Raw genomic sequence first — 23,205 nt, 5'->3', positions numbered from 1 at the left:
CTTTATAATATTATTCGCATTTAAATAAACTTGCAATAGGTAATTCTATATTTCCCATACATTTTGATGATTATTATATCGCTGTCAACAAAGGTGTCAGTAATCTGCTGTGGACAAATGTCCGCCCAGGGTGGACACTTGTCCGGCTGCGTCTGGTCTAAAGTGCTACTATTTGGACGTGTTAAGACATATTCTTTGGTATATAAGCTTTTCCAGCGTAAAGGAGTGCATCATGAGGAGAAGAAATGTACCGGTAAAAGGGCTGTTAATGGGGATTTTGTTGATAGCTGCGGTTTTGATGCTGGTGAGATGTGTTTTTGTTTCATCGGACGAACAGGCAGTAGCTGTGGTGAATGAGTTTTATGAATATGAGCAGCAGGGGGATTTCGCCAGTTCATGGGCGCTGTTCCATTCTGAGATGAAGAAAAGATTTGGCAAAGGCGCCTATATTCAAGATCGGGCCCATGTATTTATGAATCATTTCGGGGTTGAAACATTTACCTATACACTTGATGGTGCTGAGAAACTAGATAAATGGGAAATGTCGAAAGAAGGACCTGCCTTCAAAAATGTCTACAGAATCCTCGTTACCCAAACCTATAAAGGAAAATACGGAAACTTTGATCTCAAACAAGAGGTCTTCGCCGTCAAAGAAAAAGAAAAATGGTGTATTCTTTGGGATTACAATGGTCAGTAATAGAGGGTGCCAGGTCCACACGTTCAATAGGTTTGTATGGAATCAGAAGGAATATACTGGATGATCAGAGAATTAAATCATTTAAGATCGAAAAAGTATGGAGGCTTAAATGGGGTACATTGAGGATTTACGGAAAATTGTAGGCACACGGCCGCTGATATTGGTCGGTGCCTGTGTAGGGGCCCTCGATAACCAGGGAAGGCTTCTTCTCCAAAAAAGACCCAACGGAATGTGGGGGCTGCCAGGTGGTTTGTTGGAGTTAGCTGAGTCAGCAGAAGAAGCGGCAAGACGCGAAGTGTTCGAAGAAACCGGAGTTGAAATTGGCGAACTCGAGCTGGCAGGGGTCTTTTCAGGAAAGCAGTATTTTGTCGAACTGCCGAATGGCGACCAATTCTATCCCGTCACGATTGCATACAAATCAAAAGATATTAAAAACGCAAATATCAAAATTGATGGGCATGAAACACTAGATGCAGGATTTTTTGACACCGGGAATCTTCCGGAAAAGACCAGCCCGTTAGTTACTAGCATTATTAACACGTTTGGATGATGCATGGGGACGGTTCTTATGCATCATTTCCGTGGCGTAAGCGCTCGACTCATGCACTATATCTTTTAATGAACGAAGAGGTGAAGTTATGTTAGACAAAATTAAAGGAGCCTTTTTCGGTCTGGCCATTGGCGACGCTCTGGGTGGCACGACCGAATTTTTAACAAGCGAAGAAATTTGCAGAAAATATGGGAAGGTGACGGAGATTATCGGCGGGGGGGTCTGGAACCTTGAAAAGGGAGAAACCACTGATGATACGGCCATGACAGTGGCTGTTGCAAAAGGAATCCTAAAAAACCCAGAAAACCCAATCGAATCGATAGGGGAAGAATTTTTAAAATGGTATGCGACAAATCCTAAAGATATTGGCAACATCATTCGTGCGGTTTTAAGTACATACAGCAAGGGCAGTTGGGCAATCGCTGCCGAAAAAGCCCATAATCACTATCTTGGCGGAAAATCTGCAGGCAATGGCACATTAATGCGCTGCCTTCCTGTTGCATTAGCCTACCGGGACCTTGAAAAGGTTGAAGAGGTGACAAGGGAACAATCTAAAATGACGCACTATGACTCCTTAGCAGACGAAGCCTGCCTTATTTATAACAGGATTGCCTTTCATGTCCTTCGAGGTGCAGGGCTGAAGGAGGCCATCCAAGTCGAAATCAAGGGAACCATCTATGAATCTGACTTAAATGGAAAAAGACCAACACCACCGCCCGATGGTTTTGTTGTGAATACGATGCATTGGGTAATATATTGGCTCCTCAACAGCGAATCCTTCTTGGATGTTGTGATAGGCGCTACTAACGAAGGTTATGATACCGACACAGTCGCCGCTATCGCAGGTGGACTGGCAGGGTTAGCATGTGGCTATAAAGAGCTGCCAACAAAGTACTGCGATGTATTGCTTGAAAAAGCAGAACTCGAGGAATTAAGCCTAAAGCTTTATGAACTTGTAAAATAAAAAAGGGTGATGCAAGGGAACCGTCCCCATGTATCACCCTTCTCTAGGTCTCCTTCTAAAAAAAGATCCTCTCGACCAGCCAAACTGCTCCCAATACAAAAATCACAATCGATCCGAAGCGGATGATTTTGTCAGAAGCTTTGAGTTTGAAAATATAAGTCAGCAATGGCAGAAGTAGCAGTACAATCCCCAGCTGGACAACCTCGATGCCGATATTAAAATTAACGAGTGCCGCTGCCAAACTGCTTTTTGGAATATTCATTTCCTTTAAAATCGAAGCAAACCCAAGCCCGTGGATTAAACCAAACAGGAAAGTGATGCCCCAGCGGCGCTTGATATCTTTGCGGATAATGTTTTCAATCGCTACATAACAAATGCTGAAGGCAATCACGGCCTCGACGAACCGGGAAGGCAGCGTCACAAACCCTAAAACAGCCAGACTAAGCGTGATGCTGTGGGCAAGAGTAAATGATGTCACAATTGCGGCGTATTGTTTAAAGGTTTGCTTTCGCAACAACAGGGCAAATAGGAATAAAAGGTGGTCGTAGCCTGTCAGGATATGTTCCATACCTAAAGTAAAGAAAGAAAACCATGACGAATGGCTCCCAGACTTAATACCTGAAGTCTCGGGCGCTTCCTGTCCATCCTGTTGCTGTAGCTGTTGGGTTTCCGCCAGCAGCATCGCCCATTCGCGGTCCTTTCCGTGCAAGACCGCTTCACTGACTTGGCCGTTGTAGTTAACCGATAAGAAGTTATTATAGTAGGCAGCGTTTTGTCCCTGATAAAAAATCCCGTCCACCAACTTAACTGTGGTGCCGACCTGGAACACTGGATACGTAAATCTCAGCGTGACGACTTCCTTTTCCCCCTTTTGTTCCAGCTTTAAACCAGTCAGTTTCCCCTTTTGCTGCTTCCCATCCGCTTCCACAATGAGACTATCCATGACCCACTCTTCCAGCCTAAATTCAATGTTTTTAAGTTCGTCTTTACTCAGGGTGCTGTCATCATTCTTGTCACCACCGACTCCTTCAATGACGGATAGCGTATCAATCGAATAAACTAACTCTGTTTCGTCCTGGCCTAGGTTAATAGTAGTAAATGCGGCGCTTAACGCGTGAGCATATCCTAAGCCAGGCATGGTAAACAGAAATAGTAAAAGCAATACTCCAAACCTATTTTTTAAAAAATTCTCCACTTCTTAAATTCCTCCTGAACGGTGTCATTACTATTATAAGAAAATTACCGAAAAATATCGCATTTTTTTGCAATGAAAGGGGTAATTTTCCAAAAATCAATCTAGTAATTTCAATATTCTTTTTATATATTTCGTGATAGATTTAAATTGTAAGAGAAAAAAACGAGGGGGAAAACCATGCGAAGTAATCGTGTGAAAAAATGGGGGAGTATCGGACTTTCTGCCCTAATGGTGGGAGGGTCATTCCTGCCTAACTTTACTTTTAACACGATTCATGCTGAGGCGGCTCAGTTTGGAAATGTGGTTATAAGTGAAGTGTATGGCGGGGGCGGCAACAGCGGGGCCACGTACAAAAACGATTTTATTGAATTGTACAACCCAACAGATCAAGATATCAGCCTTGAGGGCTGGTCTGTTCAGTATGCTGCAAAAGGCGGCTCATTCAGTACTAGCGCAAGCGCAATGACAACGCTAAAAGGTGTTATTAAGGCACATGGGTACTATTTAGTCCAAGAAAAACCGGGCAGTAGCGGCACCGTAGATCTTCCTAACCCTGATATTAAAGATGGTGGAATTGCCATGGGTGGATCAGACGGGAAGGTAGCGTTAGCTAAAACTACCTCAGCTGTTTCCGGCTCATCAGATGCCAATGTTGTTGACTTTGTCGGTTACGGAGGCGCCAATGATAAAGAAGGAAACGGCCCAACCCAGCCGCCATCAGCAACAAAATCTGCTGAAAGGCTAGCAAACGACAGCTCTAACCCAACAACCGAGGGAGCAGGAAACGGAAATGGCTGGGACACAAATGATAATGTCAATGATTTTGTGTTGGCCGATCCAAATCCGCAAAGCTCAAGTTCACCAATTGAACCGACACTTGTCACACCGGACCCGATTTCCGAAGGCTCTATCTATATTAAAAATGTCCGTGATAACAACAGTACCGGACAACCTAATCTACTAAACCAAACCGTCACTGTCGAAGGAATTGTAACAGTCGCCAATAACGTAGTAGGCACAGATACGTTCTACATCCAAGATGCTACTGGCGGTATCAATATTTTTGGTTCCTCACAGGAAGTCACAGTCGGAAGCAAGGTAAAAGTGACGGGACAGGTCCTATTTTATCGGGGCTTAACCGAAATCAAGCCATCCAGCATCGAAGTGCTCAGCAGCGGCCATACAGTACCGACAAATTTTATCAAAAAACTGGCGGTCCTAAATAACTATAATACAGCAGAACCTATCGAAGGAACTCTAATACAGGTTAGAGGAAAAGTAACCGATGTTCCAGCGACTCCAAGCGGTGGAGGTTCCAATATTACAATTACTGATGACGCAGGAAAAAGCACATTGGTAAGAGTAATGCAAACAACCGGCATTAATGTTGCCGATACAATTAAAAAGGATAGCACTTATACATTTACCGGAATTGCGGGCCAGTATGACTCGACAAGTCCATATACAAGCGGCTATCAAGTTTTTCCGCGAAATGCAAATGATGTACAAGAATATTTCGCTCTATCCTTGCAGCACGACCAAATCACAACGGCCTATAGAGGAACTGGCACCCAGTTTATTGCTACAGCACCTGGGGCCGAGACGGTGACTGTTTTCTATAAAGGACAATCGGAAACTGAATACCATTCCCTGCCAATGGTCAAAGGCGATCAGGATCAATACAGTGCTGTCCTGAATGCTGCTAATTTGCCGCTTGAAGGCTTCAGTTACTATATAGAAGCGAGAAATTCATCCGAAGTGAAGACGGCTGGGTCCTCTGCATCACCATTTGCTGTCAATGTCGAAACCGATACTCAAGGTCCGGAAATTTCCGGGTTTGAACCGAACAATAATGCCATTGTTGAAACAACCACTCCGGATATCAGCTTCCAATTGGAAGATCCGAGCGGGATTAATTTTTCAAAACTGTTGGTAAAATTGGATGGCAGCGATATCACATCTTTCGTTAAAACATCGGTTAATCCATTGCAGTTGGAGCTGGCAGAACCACTGGCAATCGGTACCCATACGATTACGGTCGAAGCATACGACACGAAGGGATACCAAAGCACGGCTTCTTGGTCATTTACAGTGGCAAAACCATTCACTGGCGGGGAACATTATCGCGGAACAACCCATAACCATACGAATATTTCCCATGATGGAGCCGGTACACCTGAAGATGCTCTTAAAGCCGGCAAGGCCCATGGGTATGATTGGTTTGCCTTCTCAGACCACTCCCACGATATTGATCCGGAATTGGTTGGTCAAGACACTGTTCAACCAAATGGAATGCCTGAAAGAACAGGCGGCAACCAGTGGAAGCTGACTAAGGACCTTGCTACCCAATACACAAAAGACGATTATGTTGTCTTTCCTGCTTTCGAAATGACGACCACCACATGGGGTCACTCCAACGTGTTTGGGACAGATAATTTTATCGATCGAAAAATGAATGGCGGAAAATATCAGGATTTAAACCAGTATTATGCATGGGTATTAACCTATGACAATATTGCTGCCCAATTTAACCATCCTGATATGTCTGCCAATGCCTTTAATAACTTTATGCCTTATGATCAAAAAGTAGATAAACTATTTACCATGCTTGAGGTAGGGAACGGTTCAGGACACTACGGCTATGCGAATGCCGAGAAAAAATTCTTCAGCGCCCTTGATTTGGGCTGGCATATCGCACCGACCTATGGCGAGGACAACCATGAAGGTACATGGGGCCAAACTTTGAAGAGAACCGTTATCGTCGCAAGTGATTTATCACAAAATTCCTTATTGCATTCTATGCGGAACATGCGCGTTTATATGGAAGAGGATCCAAACTTTAAATTAGATATGCTAGCAAACGGCCAATACATGGGTTCAGTTGTGAACAGCAAATCGCTAAAGTTTGATATTAAAGGGTCAGACTCAGTGACTGAATCGAATTCCATCGCGGAATATAACTTCTTGCCGTCAGATTATAAGTCTGACGACCGCGTGAAAAAAGTCGAACTCATTACAAATGGCTCAAAAGTAGTCGATACTTATGAGCCGATGACGAAAGACTTTTCATGGAACCCGGAAGTTAACGTTACTGGCGGTCAGCAGTGGTTTGTTGTAAAAGTTACGCAAATGGACGGGGAGCAAATTTACTCCGCGCCAATTTGGACGAAGGAACAAGATGTCGATGTCCGTGTAAGTGGATTGGATGTGGCAGGTGGATCAATTGTATCTGGCAACCCGGCAACATTGGAGGCAGGCATCAGCAATCTTGGTAAAACAGCACTTTCTAACTTAACTGTTAAGTTTTATTACGATGAAGTTGTGAGCAGTAATCTTATCGGTGAAGCAACAATTGGTTCCCTAGCCTCTAAAGGTGTTGGAAAAGCAACTGCGACATGGGACAACCCAGTTGCCGGAAATCATACGCTGATTGCTGTGGTCGATACGCCAACAGGCGACAGTCCGGAGGACAACCAATTCAGCAAGGCGGTAACGATTAAACAATCACTGGGTATCACGGTGATGATTGATGCGGCTCATAAGAATGAAAACACATCAACAGATCCCGGTACTTATAAAAATAACTTCACTGCGTTTACAAAAATGGTCCAGCGTGAAGGGTATACGGTCGTTGAAAATAAACAGCCGTTAACTGCTGATACGTTAAAGGATGTAAAAGTATTGGTATTAACCCATCCGCAGGTGGATTTATCAGCCGATGAAAATAAAGTCGTTGCTGATTTTGTAAGTAATGGCGGTTCCTTGTTATTAACGGATAAGAGTAATTTTAAAAACGATACGAACATTAATAATGACTTGCTTGAACAAATGGGTTCAACGATTCAAATTAATAATGATGGCATAAACGACGATACAAAAGAAGGAAACTTCTGGTCTGATCCGCTTAAGTCCAAATTTTCCGTCCGTCTGCACTTAGAGCCAGTTTCCAACTATATCACGGACCGTGCCGACACGCTTGAATACTACAGCGGTTCAAGTTTGGAAAAGGTAGGCCATCAGCCGTTAACGGATAGTGAGACAGTAACAATTATTGCAAAGGGTAATGAAACCACATACCAGGGCAGTATTGCATCAGGCAACTACGTTTACGACAGTGTTTCTGATAATCAAGGAGGTTCAACCATTCCAGCGATTGCTTCAGAAGTAATCGGAAAAGGTAGAATTATTGTATCCGGTATGAACTTCATGAATGATAAGCAAATGGATGAGTCCTACAATCCAAAGGGAAATGACGAAGTAGCTCTGAACTCTATTAACTGGTTAGCAGACCGTGGCACTGTTATTACAAAGCTGGGTGATGCTAGAGAACTGGAAGACGGGACTGAGGTTGTGGTTGAAGGAACGGTAACCACAGGTGCAGGGGTATTCTTCGATGCATTCTATTTACAGGATGATACTGGCGGAATCATGGCCTTCCAGGAAGTGCCGGATGGAACTTTAATTGAGGGCGATAGGGTTCGTGTGTATGGCCACATCAAGACCTTTGAGAACAACAAAGAGCTTGAATTTGGTAGCTTCGCCCAAGATGTTATAAAAATTGGAACAAGCGAGCCTGTCCAGCCAAAAACGGTTCAAACTGGTGAAGCAACCTCGGATGCTAATCAGGGGCTACTTGTGAAGGTTAAAGGCTTGGTAACAGGTAAGTTTGATGATAATTCTTATTTCGTAAACGACGGCTCCGGTGATGTGTTAGTGTTTACCGACGGTTACATCGTAAACCAAAGCGGTCCGGTTCCGGCACTTCAAGTTGGTGACACGCTCGAGGCAGTCGGGCTTTCCGGCGCATTTGCCCAAGGTGAACGGATTCGTGTTCGAAATACGAAGGAATTAATTGGGACTCCGGATGTTACTGCTCCAGTAACGACGACAACAGTGAATCCGAAAGAACAAACCGGCAAAAACGGCTGGTATCAATCTGATGTTACTATCAGATTAACAGCCAGTGATGATATGTCAGGTGTTAAGTCGACCCAATACCGTTTAAATGGCGGAGAATGGACGGATTACACCGAGCCGATTCAATTGTCTTCTGACGGAGTTCATACTCTGGATTACCGCAGCAAAGACGTCAAGGGAAATATCGAAGACGTCAAGTCGGTAGAAGTAAAGATTGATAAAACAGCACCAACATTAACGGTGTCGGTCGACCAGCCGATTCTTTGGTCTCCAAATCATAAAATGGTCGATATAAAAGCATCCCTGAATTCCGATGATGTGACTTCAGGAATCGATTCAGTGGTTTTAAAATCAATCACGATTAATGAGGAAAATGCCGTACCGAATGATATCCAAGATACTTCGTATGGTACAGAGGATACAGCATTCAGCCTTCGTGCCGAAAGAAACGGTAATGGCAATGGCCGTATTTATACTATTACCTATGTAGCAACAGATAAGGCAGGCAATACCGCAACAGGAACTGCTACTGTAACTGTTCCAAAAAACAACTCAGGTAAATAATTTAAAAAAGGACTGCTTTATCAGACAGAATTGTCTTTTAGAGCGGTCCTTTTTTTGATGCATGGTGACGGTTCTCATGCATCATTGTCGATGGTACGCGAGAACCGTCCCCATGTAGCACTTACAGCCAATGCCAGCAAAACGCCGGCGGAATCAAACCCGATATCAAACAGTCTGCCATCGCGGGTAAAGTATAATTGTAGAATCTCCGTGAATACCCCGTAGGAAATGGCCAGAATCAGCGCCACCCCTTTAGCTTGAAACCGTGATTGGAGCAGCAATGTCAGGATGAAGAATGCGCTGAAATGCCCCACTTTTTGAAGCAGAAAATCACCGCTAAGGTGGGATGGCAATGGCTCCAAGAACACAGATAAGTTTGGATGAAGGTCCCACTCAAACTGAATCTCCCCAAATCGTATGAATTGATCAAAGCTATATGTACACGTAGAGACAAAAATGGCTCCCGCACAAAGTAGGATTAGTAAAACTCTCATAAAAGTGCCTCCTCTAGCCCCCATTTTGGTCTTTAGGAATTTATTTTATACTCGCTTAGCTTGCTGATGGCCCTGGTTCCCCTGAAAATTTCTCCATTTTAATTCATATTCTAAATCATTCTACAAATACTATTTTTGTTTGTATGATTTTTTGACAGGTAAGGGGAGGATTTTTCTTTAATGAAGAGGATAACGTTTGTGGCTGTCTTGTTGCTATTGATAGCCGGGCAGCTCACAGGTCATATTTTTCCGAAATTAGCCACCGCGGTAAGGGAGGATCCTACGGTTCAGTTACGCCTGCTTGAAACCACCGATTTGCATGTTTTTTTAGCAAACTATGATTATTACCAGACAAAAGAAGATAACAAGGTAGGGCTGGTAAAGACGTCTTCCTTAATTAAACAAGCCCGGAGCGAGGTTAAAAACTCATTGCTTTTTGACAACGGCGATAATATCCAAGGGAATCCGCTGGGTGATTATGTCGCAAAGGTAAGAGGGTTAAAAGATGGTGACGTTCATCCGGTCACGAGAGCCTTTAATATGCTAGGATACGATGCGATTACTGTTGGAAACCACGAATTTAATTACGGGCTCGACTTTTTAACCCGCGCCTTGGAAGGGGCGAAAATGCCAGTCGTCAACGCTAATGTTTATGATGCAACAACTGGCAAACACTATTTTGAACCTTATGTAATTTTTAATAAAAAGGTAATCGATGATGAAGGGCAAAACCACGTCATTAAAGTCGGAGTCATTGGCTTTGTGCCGCCGCAAATCATGGAATGGGATAAAGCTAATTTAGAGGGCAAGGTAACCACCAAATCGATTGTAGAATCGGCGAAAAAATTGGTCCCGGAAATGAAAAAGAAGGGGGCAGACGTGATTGTTGCACTTGCCCACACCGGAATCAGCGCTGAACCCTATTCACCTGACATGGAAAATGCAGCCTACTACTTAACACAAATCAGGGGCATTGACGCCGTATTTACCGGCCATTCGCATAACTTATTCCCGGGTCCGCTCTATGCGAATTTGCCAAATACAAATCTTGAAAAAGGAACTATCTACGGTAAACCAGTCGTAATGGCGGGTTCGTTCGGAAGCCATTTGGGTGTCATTGACCTTAAGTTGCAAAAAATTCGTGGAAAATGGGCAGTCGCAGGCGGCACGAGCACGCTCAGGCCGATTGCCGATGAAAAAGGCAATTCTCTTGTGGCAACTGACGAAGCGTTAATGAAAGAAATCTTACCGGAACATATCGGTACGATTGATTACGTCAACCAGCCAATTGGCGAGACTACCGCACCGATTTTCAGTTATTTTGCTCTTGTCCAGGACGACCCGTCCGTGCAAATCGTCAATAATGCGCAAACGGAGTATTTGGTTGAAAAATTAAAGGATCCAACCTACAGCAAATTTGCAGGCATTCCGGTCCTTTCGGCGGCAGCACCCTTTAAAGCCGGCGGACGCGGCGGGTCTAGCTATTACACGGATATCCCAGAAGGAACACTGGCAATTAAAAATGTCGCTGACTTATATTTGTATCCAAATACGCTTCACGCTGTGTTAGTGAATGGGGCTCAGCTAAAGGATTGGCTTGAAATGAGTGCGGGGCAATTCAATCATTTGAATCCGGCAGCGGGAGGCGAGCAGCAGCTGATTAATCCAGATTTCCGGTCCTATAATTTTGATATCATTGACGGGGTTCAGTACCAGGTGGATGTGACCAAGCCTGCAAAATATGATTATAACGGGAAGCTGATTAATCCAGACTCCAGCCGAATCGTGAACCTAATGTATCAGGGTAGGCCGGTTACTGCTGACCAGAAGTTCATTGTGGCGACAAACAACTACCGGGCATCCAGCAAAACCTTCCCGGGAGTCAGCCAGGGTGAAGTCGTTCTTCAGTCGCCGGATGAAAGTCGCCAAATCATTACAAACTACATTCGTGAAAACAAAACGATTAACCCGTCTGCGGACCAGAACTGGTCTATTGCAAAATTCCAGGGCACAGTGGTCCCTGTGTTTGAGTCCTCGCAAAGAGCGCAGGACTATGCGAAGCTATTCAAAAATATTCAATACATTGGGCCATTGGGTGGTGGGTTTGCGAAGTATTCGATTGATTTAACAAATTAATTCTTTTTAATGTAGGCAAAGGGCTTTTATTGGATGATAATTCCAAAAAATGTCGTGAGGGCAAAGGATTTTGTAGTGAGACATTAAAATTTTGCGGTTAGAAATCCATTTTATGTAGTAAAACCTCGCTATTACGTAGTGAGGCGTAAAAAAAGCAGTCTAACCCGAGGTCAGACTGCTTTGCTAATCTAAAAAAACAATTATTGTGTCACTTTTTGAATCCGTCCCTCAGCCTTATATTCAAATGGTTTTGGCAGGGATTTAACAAATTCAACGGTTGCCTCTAAATCCTCTGGACCTACCTCAAGGTCTGTTGAAAGAGCGCCAATTCCGTATTTCGCATTACCGTACATGTAATTGTTTACGACCACGGAATACTCTTTGTTCGGATCAATTTTGCTTCCGTCCGGCAGGAATATATCCACGACTTTACCAGTTTTTGATACAGGGTCATAAGTGAAGGTGTACTTAAACCCAGCAATATGAAAGTCAAGGCCGCGGTCAGTAATTTGGTTGTTCAAAACCGTTTCTAAATCCGCACCGCTTAAATTTACTTTGTTTAACACATTTCCAAATGGCTGAATCGCAAATAAATCTCCGAACGTTACTTCTCCAGCATCAAGATTGGCACGGACACCGCCGCCGTTCATTAACGCGAAGTCTGATCCCATTGCCGCTTTCATGCCATCGGCAATAAGGTTGCCTAGCCCGTTGTCACCAATCACATCTGCAGCAGAAGGGTACGCCTTTTCCAAACTAGTCAACGAATTCCCGACCACCTCGGCTTTCATCGGTGCCACCTTATCCTCATACTTTTTCATAATCGCTGAAACAGCAGGGTCAGGTGTGTACTGGTCTTGAAAAACGGTAACAATCTCTGCTTGCTTGTTGATGATGTCACCTGTGTCAAGATCAAGCTCTAGATCCACATCAGAAAAAGCAGATCCGTAGGAATAGGCTTGAACGATTAGTTTGTTATCGACTACTTTATTGTTATAAACATGGTTATGAGCAGCAAAGATCACATCTACTTCATCATCTACATTTTCTGCAATCCTGGAAGCATCAAATCCATCGACATAGCCGTTTTGGGCAGTAGGATTATGGGCAAGAACAACAATTGCTTTAATACCCAGTGCTTTCAATTCAGCCGTGTACTTATTAATAGCTTCTGCTTCATCGGTAATTTGTAGGTTTTCATTTCCTTTGGTTACTATCATGTCCGGAGTTTCTTGCGTAATGACTCCGATGAAACCAATCTTCTTCCCGCCAACTTCTTTAATCACATAGGGTTTCCCTGTAATCAATTCCCCTGTTGATTTATCAAAAGCGTTGGCTGCTACAACAGGGAAGTTCATTCCATCATAGCCGGCAGTACCCTTTCCTCCTGGATGCTCGCCGCCATTCATCATCCGCTGTAATTCGGCAATTCCTTCATCGAATTCATGGTTCCCGAGCGCTCCCACATCCATGCCCAAAGACTCCATAACTTCAACAGTTGGTTCATCTTGGAATAAGGCTGAAATCAGCGGGCTGCCGCCAATCATGTCACCGGCGTTAACAAGAAGGGTGTTTTTGTTTGTTGCTTCTCGCTGACGAATCGCTGCGGCTGTATATTCCATGCTTCCAGCAAGTCTGTCACCAATTTTTGTATCTGTATCAAGCTGGCCATGTAAATCGTTTAAGCCTAGGAGCTGTACTTTTACAGGTGCGCCGCCAATATCTAGTTTGAAAATCCCAAAGCCGTTTGAATCTGTTACTCCAGTGTACGAAATATTACCGCCGTCCGTCGTATATTTTTCAGCTTCTGGAGATGATGTAAAGGTTACATCGACATTTCCGGAAATTGGAGCGATTGACCAGTTATTATCAGCTGTTGGTGTGATTTCTTGCATTTCAGAGATATAATCCATTAACACTTGACGGTTTTCATCTGCGGAGTCAATAACAAGCTCTGCATTCTTCAGTCCAGGGAAATTACCACCGCCGCCAGCACGATAGTTATTAGTTACGACGATAAAGTCTTGGTTTGGGTCAACTGGCTGTCCGTTATAGGTAAGGTTTACTACACGGCTTGACTCTGGATTAATTACATTTCCCGATGGGTCGTATTTCGCAGGTGCAGTTACATCGATTTGATAGTTTACTCCATCAATAACGTCAAAGTTATAGACCGCGAACTTTGAATTTAATAATTCTTGCGGAGCAGTATTTGTAGGATCGATTGTATTAAATTTACCTGCAGACATTTCAATCCATTCTTTTACAACTGAACCTTTGACCTTTACGGCTTTTAACGTATTGTCATAAAGATATAAGTCACCTGCACTACGGATTGTCAAATCACCTTTTTGAATTTCTGTATACTCCGCTACTCCGTTCCGTCCCGCTTTGAATGGTGCGCCAACGGAAAGGATAGGAAGGTTTTGAAGCTCTGGTTTGTTGTTAGCAATATATTTTTCCGCAAACCATTTTTGCGCATTTGTCACCACCTGAATAGATGGATCATCTTGTACAAGCGCAAAGTAGCTATAAATATCATCTGTAGTTTTTCCAATTGGGGTGTTGACGTATTTAATGGTTGCTTCATGGTCTGCTTTAAGCGCATCCACGATGGATTGAACTGGTTTAACCTGGGTTGGCGAATAGATTTCACGTGTTTGAGATTGCGAATCTCCTACCTTCCACTTGCCCTTTTCTTTTACAAGGTCAAGGTCGATAATTCCTAATGAACCGCCGCCATAACCGGCTTGAACCGCCGGAACTCCGTTGATGGTCCCTTTGACATTATCCACACCAGGAAGCGGGTTACCGTCGGGACCTTTGAACAATCCATCTAAAGACTTAAGATCCTTTGCAGGGAACAACTTATGCGTATGCGAAAAGGTAATTGCATCAATTCCAGGAACTTCGCTTAACGCATAGATAACATCTTCTGTGTTGGCCTTGTTTCCGCTGAATCCGGAGTGCGTCATTGCGATAATGACATCAGCACCTTCTTCGCGCATTTGCGGAATAAATTTCTTGGCAGTGTCCACGATATTTTTCGTAATAACCTTGCCATCTAGATTGGCCTTGTCCCAATCATTGATTTGCGGAGGTACAAAGCCGATAAAGCCAACCTTAATTACATGCTTCTTGCCTTGCTCATCAACGACTTTTTTGTTGATAATTCTATAAGGAGTAAATTTGTTGACGTCATTCTCCGGATTATTGTCATGGTCATCGACATAAACGTTGGCGTTAACAAACGGGAAATTCGCATCATCGTAAGCTTCATCTAAAAAATCAAGCCCGTAGTTGAATTCGTGATTACCTAAGGTAGCCATGTCATAGCCCATTTGGTTCATCGCTTTGAAGACCGGGTGAACCTGGCCATCCTTTAACGGTTCTATTTTTGCATAGTAGGTACCGAGCGGAGTCCCTTGAATCAAGTCACCGTTATCGACCAAAAGACTGTTTTCTACTTCTTTACGGGCATCCTTTACAAGTGCGGCAGTACTTGCCAGTCCAACCTTTAAGTATTCTGCATTTTTGTAATAGTCATAGTTAAGTAGATTGGTATGCAGATCGGTCGTTTCCATTAGACGCAGTTCTACTTTTGGATTAGCATTGCTGTTCTTCGGGGCTGCCGCACCAGCTTTTACCGTTGGAAAAAATGGAACGGTAACAAGTGAAACGGCAAGTGCTGTGGATAAAAATTTCTTTGCTTTAGTTATTTTTCTCTTTTTCAACCAAGTCGCCCTCCTAGTAATCTATCAGTTTACTTCAGGAAAAATGAAATCCCCCCTAAAAAAAGTCTATGCACCATTTTGTTCTTATTGAAGGACAAAAATAGCGACGTATAAGAAATATGTTCTTAATTAGGAATTTATGTCCTTTTTTAGGCAGTCCTTCCTTATTTTTCACCTAAGCTTTTTCATCATAAAAAACTTTTCCAAGTTTCGTAAGGGAAGGAAGTCATAGGTCTAAAAGTACCTAAAGGGTAAATATCTATTTCTCATAAACATTTACGAGAATTTGTTGTATTCTATTAGAAAGTACTTATGCAAAGGACGGCAATTGTGATGAAAAAAACCGCAAAGGATATGCTATATATTTTTCTCGGTGCCCTTATTTTTGCGATAGGGGTGAATTATTTTACGATCCCAAACCATCTCTCCGAAGGCGGCATTTTAGGGATCACGATAGTGGCTCACTATTTGTTTGGCTGGTCGCCAGGTGTTGTGAACTTCGTATTAAATGCCGTACTAATTTTAATAGGATATAAATTTTTTGATAAAAGAGCTTTTGTTTATACACTAGTTTCGCTTGCAGCCTGTTCAGGGTTTTTATTTTTAACAGAGGATATTGGAAAAAAGCTAACGGAAGATACCCTGCTTGCCTCGTTGTTTGCTGGATTGCTGGTGGGAGCGGGCTTGGGCTTCATTTTTCGAGCGGGAGGAACATCCGGAGGCACGACAATTTTGGCAAGACTGGCGAATCAATTTTTTGGCTGGAGCATGGGAAAAGCGATGCTCATCATTGACATTGTCGTCGTGGCGGGCTCAATTTTCATCATCGGCTTGGAAAAAGCGATGTTCACACTGCTGATTGTGTACGTCGGGGCGAAGGCGATTGATTTCATTGTCGAAGGGCTCGATGAACGGGTAGCTGTGTTAATTATTTCCAATTTGCCGGAAGAGGTTTTAGCTGGTATCACAGAAAAAATGTCACGCGGTCTCACCGTCCTCGAGGGATATGGCGGCTACACCGGCCAGAAAAAAGAAGTCCTCTACATCGTCATCAACAAACAAGAAATCGTCCAACTTAAAAACATCATCGCTGACATCGACCCAAACGCCTACGTCACCGTCCACAACGTTCACGAAATGATGGGGAAAGGGTACAAGGCAGGATAGAGGTTTATGTAGAGGTCAGGCACTGCGCGTGGACACTGACAAAATAATGTCTGATAGGTGATATTTCGACAGGTTTACTGTTTTTGGCATAGTAATGAAAAGGATATAGGAGTATAATTTTTTTTAAAAAAGGGAGGTGATTGTGATGGATGAGAAACGATTAGACAGGTTAGAGGAAATGCTTTCTAATTTAATTGGAATGGTGGGCGGGATTAAAACGGAACTGTCGGAATTACGAGGGGAACAGCAAGGAATAAAAACGGAACTGTCGGAATTACGAGGGGAACAGCAAGGAATAAAAGCAGAACTGTCAGAATTGCGTAGTGAACAGCAAGGGATTGAAGCAGTACTCTCGGAAATGCGTGCCGAAAACCAAAAACAATTCGCGGAAATTCACGCTAAGCTAACCGACATGCAGGCAGACCAGGACCATATTTGGGAAAAGGCAGCTAGAAATGAACGGGAGCTGGCGAAACTTAAAATACATCTTCAGTTATAAGACCTCCATTAAAAATCTGCATATACAATCCGTAACATTTTCATTTGGTTGCTCCATGATTAAAAGTATTTTAAAAAAAAGGAAGCATCCTCATTCTTTAGAAGTTGGGATACTTCCTTTTTATGTTTTTGGTAATGTAAATTCAGTTGGCTATTTAGGAGTTAGAATTTGCCTTTAGAGCATCCTGGCTTTCCTTCACGAATTCATGGTTTTGGGTTAATTCATCGACCTCGGTTTGAAATGTCCCATGGATGCGGTTGATAATGCCTGATATCCCACTGGTAAAACAGATATCGATGATTTGTTTCGGTGAAAATTGCTCAGCAACACGCTTATACAATTCATCGGATATTCGGATGTCCTTCACCAATGCCTCTGTATATTCCAAAATCAGCCTTTCTTTATCGTTATATACCGAACTGTCTCGCCATTGACGCAGCTGCTCTACTTTTTCCTTCGATAAACCTACGCTCCGACCGAGCATAATATGGGTAGGTATTCAGTAGTGACATTGGTTCAGCGCGGAGGTATAGAGATAAACCAGCTCCGCCATTTGGGGCTCTAATTCCCCTGAACGGTATGTTGCCAAGCTCATGCCCATTAATCCCTGCAACGCCTTTGGATGGTTGCCGAGAAGCTTATAAATATTCACAACCTGCCCATTCATATTCTCTAGCCTTTTGTACATCTGCTTCGTCTCATCCGTTGCCTGTTCATACTCCACATATGGGATCCTCGCCATCAAACTACCTCCTAAATAAGATACCTGCTCGTACATTTTATCATAATTTTCAGAAAGTGTAATGTAGAGTCTAATATGGTGTGTCAGGCACCCAGCGTGGACAAATTGGCGTTCTGTTCACGCTGGCGGACATTTTGTATGTTTTTACAGCTCATTGTAGTTTTTCGACTGCTACCCGGCCGGAGAAGAAGGTGGCGCCGCCGCCCATATCGGCAATTCGGTCGGGAGTGAGGATGTTTACTAGGTGCTTTGTTTCTGTTTTTACCGTTGCGTCCGATATCCCTGTTTCATCTGCCCATAAACCCTGGGTCACAACGACTCCCGGAAGAACGCTGTCCCCGACAGCGGCTTTCAGCTCAATCTCGCCGCGATGATTCCAGACCCGGACCTGCCCACCATCTTCAATCCCCAGCCGCGATGCATCCTCCCAATTTAGAAAAAGTCGCGGCTCTTTTTCTAAAGAAATGTGCCTTTCATTATTTGAAAAAGTCGTGTTCAAGAAATTATGGTTCGGACCCGGGACAAATTGAAACGGAAACTCCTCGCCTTCGTCCACTAATGGCACGTAGGTTGGCAGGGGCGGGTACCCGTCCTTCTTCATCCGCTCTGAATATAATTCGATTTTCCCACTTGGTGTCGGCAGCCTGCCCGGGAATAACGGCAAAACATTCGCCTTCATATAATGGCGCTCTGCCAGAAACTCGTAGCTCACACCGCTCAAATAAGGATTCTGCGGGTTATCGAGCGCACCCCTAATCATTTCCGTTTCCGTCTCAGTAAACGCCGTATCCGTAAAGCCCATTCGCTCAGCGAGCAGTCGGAACACCTCGACATTTGACTTAGCCTCGCCGAACGGTTCGATGACCGGCTGCTGCAGCTGCACAAAATGATGCCAGTACGAAGTATAGAAATCGGTGTTTTCGAACGACGATGTCGCAGGAAGTACGATATCCGCATACTTGGCCGTTTCTGTTAAAAATAAATCGTGCACGACAGTAAACAAGTCTTCACGGGCAAGCCCTTCACGCACCTTCTTGCTTGAAGGAGCCACAACCGCCGGGTTAGATCCGTATACATATAGAGAATTCACCGGTGGGTCAAGCGTCAGCAAGGCATCGCCAAGCAAATTCATGTTCACACTGCGTGTGTTATTATTTTTCAAAAAATCAGGCCGCTGCAGCCTTGCTGCATTATGGGCCAAGAATCCCGAATTGCCTTTGATGGCGCCGCCGCCCTTCACCAGCCACTGGCCAGTCAGCGCCGGCAGGCAGGAAACCGTCCGGACAAACATGCCGCCATTATCGTGGTGCTGCGGGCCGTTGCCAATCCGAATAAAAGAAGGCGATGTTGTCCCATACATTCGTGCCAATCTATAGATATCGTCAACGGGAACCCCGGTAATTTCCGAAACCGCCATCGGGTCATATTGCTTCACATGCTCCCGCAGTTCCTCGTACCCAACCGTATATTTTTTCAAAAAATCATCATCGACCATGTTTTCGTTAAACAAAATGTGCATGATTCCGAGGGCTAGGGCGCTGTCCGTTCCCGGCAAAATCGGAATAAACCAATCTGCCAATCTTCCAGTCTGGTTTTTATGGACATCGATGACGACAATCTTGGCGCCATTTTCGCGGCGTGCCTTTTGCGCCAAGGCCACCTGGTGCATGTTCGTGCTCACCGCATTGATGCCCCAGAAAATGAACAATTTCGTGTGAATTGTCTCCTCAGGGTCAATGCCAAAGCTGCCGCCCATTGTATACTTGTAGCCGACCGCTCCGGCTGAGTTGCAGATGGTCCGGTCAATCCTTGATGCACCAAGCCTGTTCCAAAAGCGGCGGTCCATGCCTTCAGCAGCGAGCCGCCCCATATTTCCGTAAAAGCTATAGGGAAGAATGTTCTCCGGCCCGTCCGTTTGAATCAGTTCCTTCCAGTGGTTCGTGATGGTGCTCAGCGCTTCGTCCCAGCTAATGCGGGCGAAACGTCCCTCGCCCTTAGCCCCAACGCGCTTTAGCGGATATTGCAGGCGTTTTTCGTCATGAATCCGTTCCGCCATGTTCCGAACCTTATTGCAAATGTGCCCTTTTGTCACGGGGTGCTCCGGGTCGCCCTCGACCTTGACAATTTTTCCATCCTGTTTATGAAGCAACAGCCCGCACTGGTCTGGACAGTCAAGCGGGCAAACCGCATGAAAAATCCCGTCTCGCGGGAGATTTTCGTAGGAAGGCATAAGCATTCTCCTTTAAAGAGCTTTATAGATTAATACTATCGCAGAAGGTGCTTGATTGTCACGAATCGAGAAAGAGGAGAGCGAAACATACTCAGGTCATTTTAGGGCTGGGATGTCATTGGATAAAAAGACGTCCAATGACATCCATCCTCACCGCGACAAAATCAGCTGATGATTACTGTGGTTTGGCGGAACCATCGGGTAGACATTCTCTTCCTCAACCACGTCAAACTCCATCAGCGCCGGTCCATCCAGACGCATAGCCTCCGCTATAATCCGCCTTGCGTCCTCCTCGGTTCGAGCCCGATACCCTGGCACACCATAGGCCTCGGCCACTCCTGCAAAATTCGGCGAGCCGATTTTTACAGAGGAATAGCGGCCATGATAGAACAACTCCTGCCACTGGCGAACCATGCCCAAATAACCGTTATTCAAAATCGCGATCTTGATTGGCAGGCGGTACCTGACAGCCGTAATTAGCTCCTGCAGATTCATTTGAAAGCTGCCGTCACCGGAAACACACAAAACGGGTGTCCCAGAACGCGAACGCTCGGCCCCGGAGACCTCAGCTGCAGTACCTGCCACCCCAGCAGCCGCCCCAATCGCCGCCGGCAGTCCGTACCCCATCGTGCCCAGCCCGCCTGACGTCACCAACGTGCGCGGTCTCGTAAACTGATAATGATGCGTCGTCCAAATCTGGTGCTGCCCGACATCCGTCACCACTACTGTGTCCTCTCTAGAAAACTCGTCCAGCGTGCGAATCACCGTCTGCGGGCTCAAAACGCTCTTCGACTTCTCAAAACGCGGCACCGTCCGCTTCCAATCCGCCGCCTCATTTACCCAAATTTCGCCGTTTGCCCTGATTTGTTCATAATCCAGTTCCTCTTTTAATTGAAAAAGGAACTCAGCGGCGTCTTTGACAATCGGCAGGTCTGCGGAAATGATTTTATTGATCTCGGCCGGGTCTATGTCCACGTGAATTTTTTTCGACTTTGGCGAAAAGCCGCTCACCTTACCCGTTACGCGGTCGCTAAACCGAACTCCAATCGAGATGAGCAGGTCACAGTGGTGCACCGCTTTGTTGGCGGCATACGTTCCGTGCATCCCAAGCATCCCTAAAAACAGCGGGTTCCCCGTATCCATCGCACCAATCCCGAGCATTGAACTAACAACCGGAATCCGCGAGCGCTCGGCGATTTCCCGTAAATGGCTGGCAGCCCCCGAAGCAATTACCCCGCCGCCGACAAAAAGCACCGGCTTCCTGGCGTTTTCAATTAATTCCTTCGCATGATTAATAGATTTCCTGCCCGCTTCATTAGTCCTTTCGCCTCTTGGTGCGCGGCTATGGCTCATCCGTTCGGCGCCCATCGTCACACTTTTGGTAGTCAACTCCACCAAGACCGGCCCGGGGCGTCCCTCAACGGCAAGCTTTAGGGCGTTATCAAGTACATCTTGCAGCTGCCCCGCCCCAGTTTTAAAAGAATACTTGGTAATCGGCATCGTAATTCCAGCGATATCTAATTCTTTGGCGGATTCCCCGTTTAATAGATTAGCTGAAAATGGCCCGGCAATAACAACGATCGGGACAGAATCACTATAGGCGGTTGCAATTCCGGTGATTCCGCTTGTTACCCCGGCGGCCGTTGTCATCAGGACTACTCCGGGCTTACCAGTAGCGCGGGCATAACCGTCGGCAGCGTGAACGGCCGCCTGTTCATGCCGCAGTTGTATGCAGCGTATATCCGAATGTTCAGCAGGTAAAACCCCCTCATTATGACAGCCAAAAACACATTCCACTCCTAGTTCATGAAGCGTCTCCATAAACGAATCTACTTTAAAAACTTCCTTCAACAAAATATTCACCTGATTTCACAGTTTTTAAATAGTTTAAATTATCAGTCAAAATAAGTATGTGATTTACATCAACGGTGGGTGTTTTTTTAAAAAAAGAGCCTTGGCCCATTTTCACACACTTTTCACACAGTTCTCCCAAAATTATCCCGAACCCTTTGTCTATACTTAGATTAGAAACAAGTAAAGGAGTGTTAGAAAATGAAAAAGACTCTAATTGCAGGTGTTGCCGCCCTCACGCTTTTAGGAGGCGCTTATGGAATCCAAAGCGTTTCTGCAGCCGCCAGCAATCCGAAATCAGTGGAAACGAAAGCCTCAGGCGGTCACCTTGGCAAGAAGCTTGAGCTGGCCAGCCAGTATAAAGACCAAATTCATCAAATCAACCAGCAACGAAAGGAACGACTGAGCCTGAGGTCACAAATCGTTGATCAAAAGGACCAGCTGTTGGACTTGGTGCTGGAAGCTAAAAATAACGGCAATAAAGAGAAGTTTCAGCAGGCCAAGGATGTAAAGCGGCAATTAAAATCAATGAACAAGGAATTAAAAACTCTTATGAAGGATGGCCGAAGCGACCGGAAATCCTTAAAGGATGCTGTGAAAAATGGCAATGGAAGTGAGGCCTTTAAAGAGGTAATTGCCACCCAGCAGCAAGTGAATGAAAAATTAAAGCAAATTGCCGCCGAGCTGGACAAATTAATAGCCATTTTTCAATAAAGGTAAAAGGGATGGTGTATTTCGCTGTCCCTTCTTTATTATATAATTGAAAAGTGAGGTGAACCGTACGATGAAGCATGTTTTTGTTGTGGATGATGAGCAGAATATCCAAGACATTTTACAAAAATATATTGAAAATGAAGGCTACAAGGTAACGCTGTTTTCCGACGGCCGTCAAGTCTATGAGGAGATGTTGCGGCTGAACCCTGATTTGCTGGTGATTGATATCATGATGCCGCATCTCGACGGACTTGAGCTTTGTAAAAAAATCCGCTCCGCCAGTGATGTACCGATTATTTTTGTCTCGGCACGGGACGGCGAATTCGACCGAATTCTCGGGCTTGAGCTTGGCGGGGATGACTATTTAACGAAGCCATTCAGTCCAAGAGAACTAATAGTACGGATGAAGAATATTTTCAAACGGCTGGAAAAATCAATGGCCATCGTAACAAAGCAAACATTAAGTATCCGGGACGTCACGATAGACCCCGAAAGAAGATACATAGAAAAAGACGGGCAGGAAATCAAGATGACTACAAAGGAATATGAACTGTTTGTGTTTCTGGCCCGGAAAAAAGGAAAGCCATTTACCCGGGATGAACTTCTTGAGTTTATTTGGGGTTACGAATATGCAGGAGACGGTCGACTGATTGACGACTTGGTTAAACGGATCCGTAAGAAATTAGATCAACACCAATCTTCCGTGGAGCTATCCACAATCTGGGGCTATGGGTACAGGCTGGATGAGTAG

Annotated in this window: 16 protein-coding genes; 9 read left to right on the top strand and 7 right to left on the bottom strand. The window is 44.7% G+C overall.

The features are described 5' to 3' along the window. The first annotated feature begins 232 nt into the window (after nucleotides 1-232). From ACNQGS_RS20770 to ACNQGS_RS20760, 3 genes are all read left to right on the top strand, one after another. Nucleotides 233-697 carry a hypothetical protein gene (locus ACNQGS_RS20770; protein WP_491489029.1) on the top strand — a complete coding sequence of 155 codons (465 nt, stop codon included), beginning with the start codon at nucleotides 233-235 and terminating at the stop codon, nucleotides 695-697. Between the two features lie 109 nt (nucleotides 698-806). Next, complete coding sequence (locus tag ACNQGS_RS20765) at nucleotides 807-1,247, top strand: NUDIX hydrolase (RefSeq protein WP_491489028.1); 441 nt, start codon at nucleotides 807-809, stop codon at nucleotides 1,245-1,247. A gap of 88 nt (nucleotides 1,248-1,335) precedes the next feature. Beyond that, nucleotides 1,336-2,211, top strand: coding sequence for an ADP-ribosylglycohydrolase family protein (locus ACNQGS_RS20760; protein ID WP_491489027.1), 876 nt, complete (start codon nucleotides 1,336-1,338; stop codon nucleotides 2,209-2,211). A 55-nt stretch (nucleotides 2,212-2,266) separates the two neighbouring features. On the opposite strand, the gene ACNQGS_RS20755 is transcribed toward ACNQGS_RS20760, so the two are convergent. After that, nucleotides 2,267-3,406 carry a HupE/UreJ family protein gene (locus tag ACNQGS_RS20755; RefSeq protein WP_491489026.1) on the bottom strand — a complete coding sequence of 380 codons (1,140 nt, stop codon included), beginning with the start codon at nucleotides 3,404-3,406 and terminating at the stop codon, nucleotides 2,267-2,269. Between the two features lie 177 nt (nucleotides 3,407-3,583). Here ACNQGS_RS20755 and ACNQGS_RS20750 point away from each other — a divergent pair, with 177 nt between their 5' ends. Next, entirely contained in the window at nucleotides 3,584-8,887 is a 5,304-nt protein-coding gene (locus ACNQGS_RS20750) for a DUF4350 domain-containing protein (protein ID WP_491489025.1), read from the top strand. A 74-nt stretch (nucleotides 8,888-8,961) separates the two neighbouring features. Here ACNQGS_RS20750 and ACNQGS_RS20745 read toward each other — a convergent pair whose 3' ends face one another. Next, nucleotides 8,962-9,381: a VanZ family protein gene (locus ACNQGS_RS20745; RefSeq protein WP_491489024.1), complete on the bottom strand. Its 420-nt coding sequence runs from the start codon at nucleotides 9,379-9,381 to the stop codon at nucleotides 8,962-8,964. A 180-nt stretch (nucleotides 9,382-9,561) separates the two neighbouring features. Between ACNQGS_RS20745 and ACNQGS_RS20740 the strand changes: the two genes are divergently transcribed. Further along, entirely contained in the window at nucleotides 9,562-11,517 is a 1,956-nt protein-coding gene (locus tag ACNQGS_RS20740) for a bifunctional 2',3'-cyclic-nucleotide 2'-phosphodiesterase/3'-nucleotidase (RefSeq protein WP_491489023.1), read from the top strand. 200 nt (nucleotides 11,518-11,717) lie between these two features. Here the strand turns inward: ACNQGS_RS20740 and ACNQGS_RS20735 are convergent, their stop codons facing one another. Beyond that, the gene (locus ACNQGS_RS20735; RefSeq protein WP_491489022.1) at nucleotides 11,718-15,251 is read right to left on the bottom strand and encodes a bifunctional 2',3'-cyclic-nucleotide 2'-phosphodiesterase/3'-nucleotidase; all 3,534 of its coding nucleotides are present in this window, start codon (nucleotides 15,249-15,251) and stop codon (nucleotides 11,718-11,720) included. Between the two features lie 330 nt (nucleotides 15,252-15,581). Between ACNQGS_RS20735 and ACNQGS_RS20730 the strand changes: the two genes are divergently transcribed. Beyond that, nucleotides 15,582-16,418, top strand: a complete 837-nt coding sequence (locus ACNQGS_RS20730; RefSeq protein WP_491489037.1) for a YitT family protein — start codon at nucleotides 15,582-15,584, stop codon at nucleotides 16,416-16,418. A gap of 145 nt (nucleotides 16,419-16,563) precedes the next feature. Next, entirely contained in the window at nucleotides 16,564-16,917 is a 354-nt protein-coding gene (locus tag ACNQGS_RS20725) for a hypothetical protein (protein WP_491489021.1), read from the top strand. A gap of 154 nt (nucleotides 16,918-17,071) precedes the next feature. Here the strand turns inward: ACNQGS_RS20725 and ACNQGS_RS20720 are convergent, their stop codons facing one another. The 4 genes from ACNQGS_RS20720 to ilvB form a co-directional block, all read right to left on the bottom strand. Beyond that, on the bottom strand, nucleotides 17,072-17,401 hold the full coding sequence (locus ACNQGS_RS20720; protein ID WP_491489020.1) for a carboxymuconolactone decarboxylase family protein: 330 nt from the start codon (nucleotides 17,399-17,401) through the stop codon (nucleotides 17,072-17,074). A 15-nt stretch (nucleotides 17,402-17,416) separates the two neighbouring features. After that, nucleotides 17,417-17,659: a carboxymuconolactone decarboxylase family protein gene (locus tag ACNQGS_RS20715; RefSeq protein ID WP_378583387.1), complete on the bottom strand. Its 243-nt coding sequence runs from the start codon at nucleotides 17,657-17,659 to the stop codon at nucleotides 17,417-17,419. Between the two features lie 151 nt (nucleotides 17,660-17,810). Continuing rightward, complete coding sequence (locus ACNQGS_RS20710) at nucleotides 17,811-19,889, bottom strand: molybdopterin-containing oxidoreductase family protein (RefSeq protein WP_491489019.1); 2,079 nt, start codon at nucleotides 19,887-19,889, stop codon at nucleotides 17,811-17,813. Nucleotides 19,890-20,039: 150 nt separating this feature from the next. Beyond that, nucleotides 20,040-21,740 (bottom strand): biosynthetic-type acetolactate synthase large subunit, encoded by a 1,701-nt coding sequence (gene ilvB, locus ACNQGS_RS20705; RefSeq protein ID WP_491489018.1) that lies wholly within the window; start codon nucleotides 21,738-21,740, stop codon nucleotides 20,040-20,042. A gap of 201 nt (nucleotides 21,741-21,941) precedes the next feature. Here ilvB and ACNQGS_RS20700 point away from each other — a divergent pair, with 201 nt between their 5' ends. Together ACNQGS_RS20700 and ACNQGS_RS20695 are read left to right on the top strand one after the other, a co-directional pair. After that, nucleotides 21,942-22,454 (top strand): hypothetical protein, encoded by a 513-nt coding sequence (locus ACNQGS_RS20700; protein WP_491489017.1) that lies wholly within the window; start codon nucleotides 21,942-21,944, stop codon nucleotides 22,452-22,454. Between the two features lie 70 nt (nucleotides 22,455-22,524). Continuing rightward, nucleotides 22,525-23,205 carry a response regulator transcription factor gene (locus ACNQGS_RS20695; RefSeq protein WP_491489016.1) on the top strand — a complete coding sequence of 227 codons (681 nt, stop codon included), beginning with the start codon at nucleotides 22,525-22,527 and terminating at the stop codon, nucleotides 23,203-23,205.

It is taken from the genome of Neobacillus sp. PVCKKU3 (genome assembly GCF_058323225.1).
Note: the sequence above shows the minus strand (reverse complement) of the source record. Positions and strands in the feature narration are given on the sequence as shown.

Coding starts and splice junctions, on each gene's coding strand:
- ACNQGS_RS20770 (WP_491489029.1), top strand. CDS start 233: ATGAGGAGAAGAAATGTACCGGTAAAAGGGCTGTTAATGGGGATTTTG.
- ACNQGS_RS20715 (WP_378583387.1), bottom strand. CDS start 17,659: ATGGCGAGGATCCCATATGTGGAGTATGAACAGGCAACGGATGAGACG.
- ACNQGS_RS20695 (WP_491489016.1), top strand. CDS start 22,525: ATGAAGCATGTTTTTGTTGTGGATGATGAGCAGAATATCCAAGACATT.
- ACNQGS_RS20750 (WP_491489025.1), top strand. CDS start 3,584: ATGCGAAGTAATCGTGTGAAAAAATGGGGGAGTATCGGACTTTCTGCC.
- ACNQGS_RS20710 (WP_491489019.1), bottom strand. CDS start 19,889: ATGCCTTCCTACGAAAATCTCCCGCGAGACGGGATTTTTCATGCGGTT.
- ACNQGS_RS20760 (WP_491489027.1), top strand. CDS start 1,336: ATGTTAGACAAAATTAAAGGAGCCTTTTTCGGTCTGGCCATTGGCGAC.
- ACNQGS_RS20740 (WP_491489023.1), top strand. CDS start 9,562: ATGAAGAGGATAACGTTTGTGGCTGTCTTGTTGCTATTGATAGCCGGG.
- ACNQGS_RS20765 (WP_491489028.1), top strand. CDS start 807: ATGGGGTACATTGAGGATTTACGGAAAATTGTAGGCACACGGCCGCTG.
- ACNQGS_RS20700 (WP_491489017.1), top strand. CDS start 21,942: ATGAAAAAGACTCTAATTGCAGGTGTTGCCGCCCTCACGCTTTTAGGA.
- ACNQGS_RS20725 (WP_491489021.1), top strand. CDS start 16,564: ATGGATGAGAAACGATTAGACAGGTTAGAGGAAATGCTTTCTAATTTA.
- ACNQGS_RS20745 (WP_491489024.1), bottom strand. CDS start 9,381: ATGAGAGTTTTACTAATCCTACTTTGTGCGGGAGCCATTTTTGTCTCT.
- ACNQGS_RS20720 (WP_491489020.1), bottom strand. CDS start 17,401: ATGCTCGGTCGGAGCGTAGGTTTATCGAAGGAAAAAGTAGAGCAGCTG.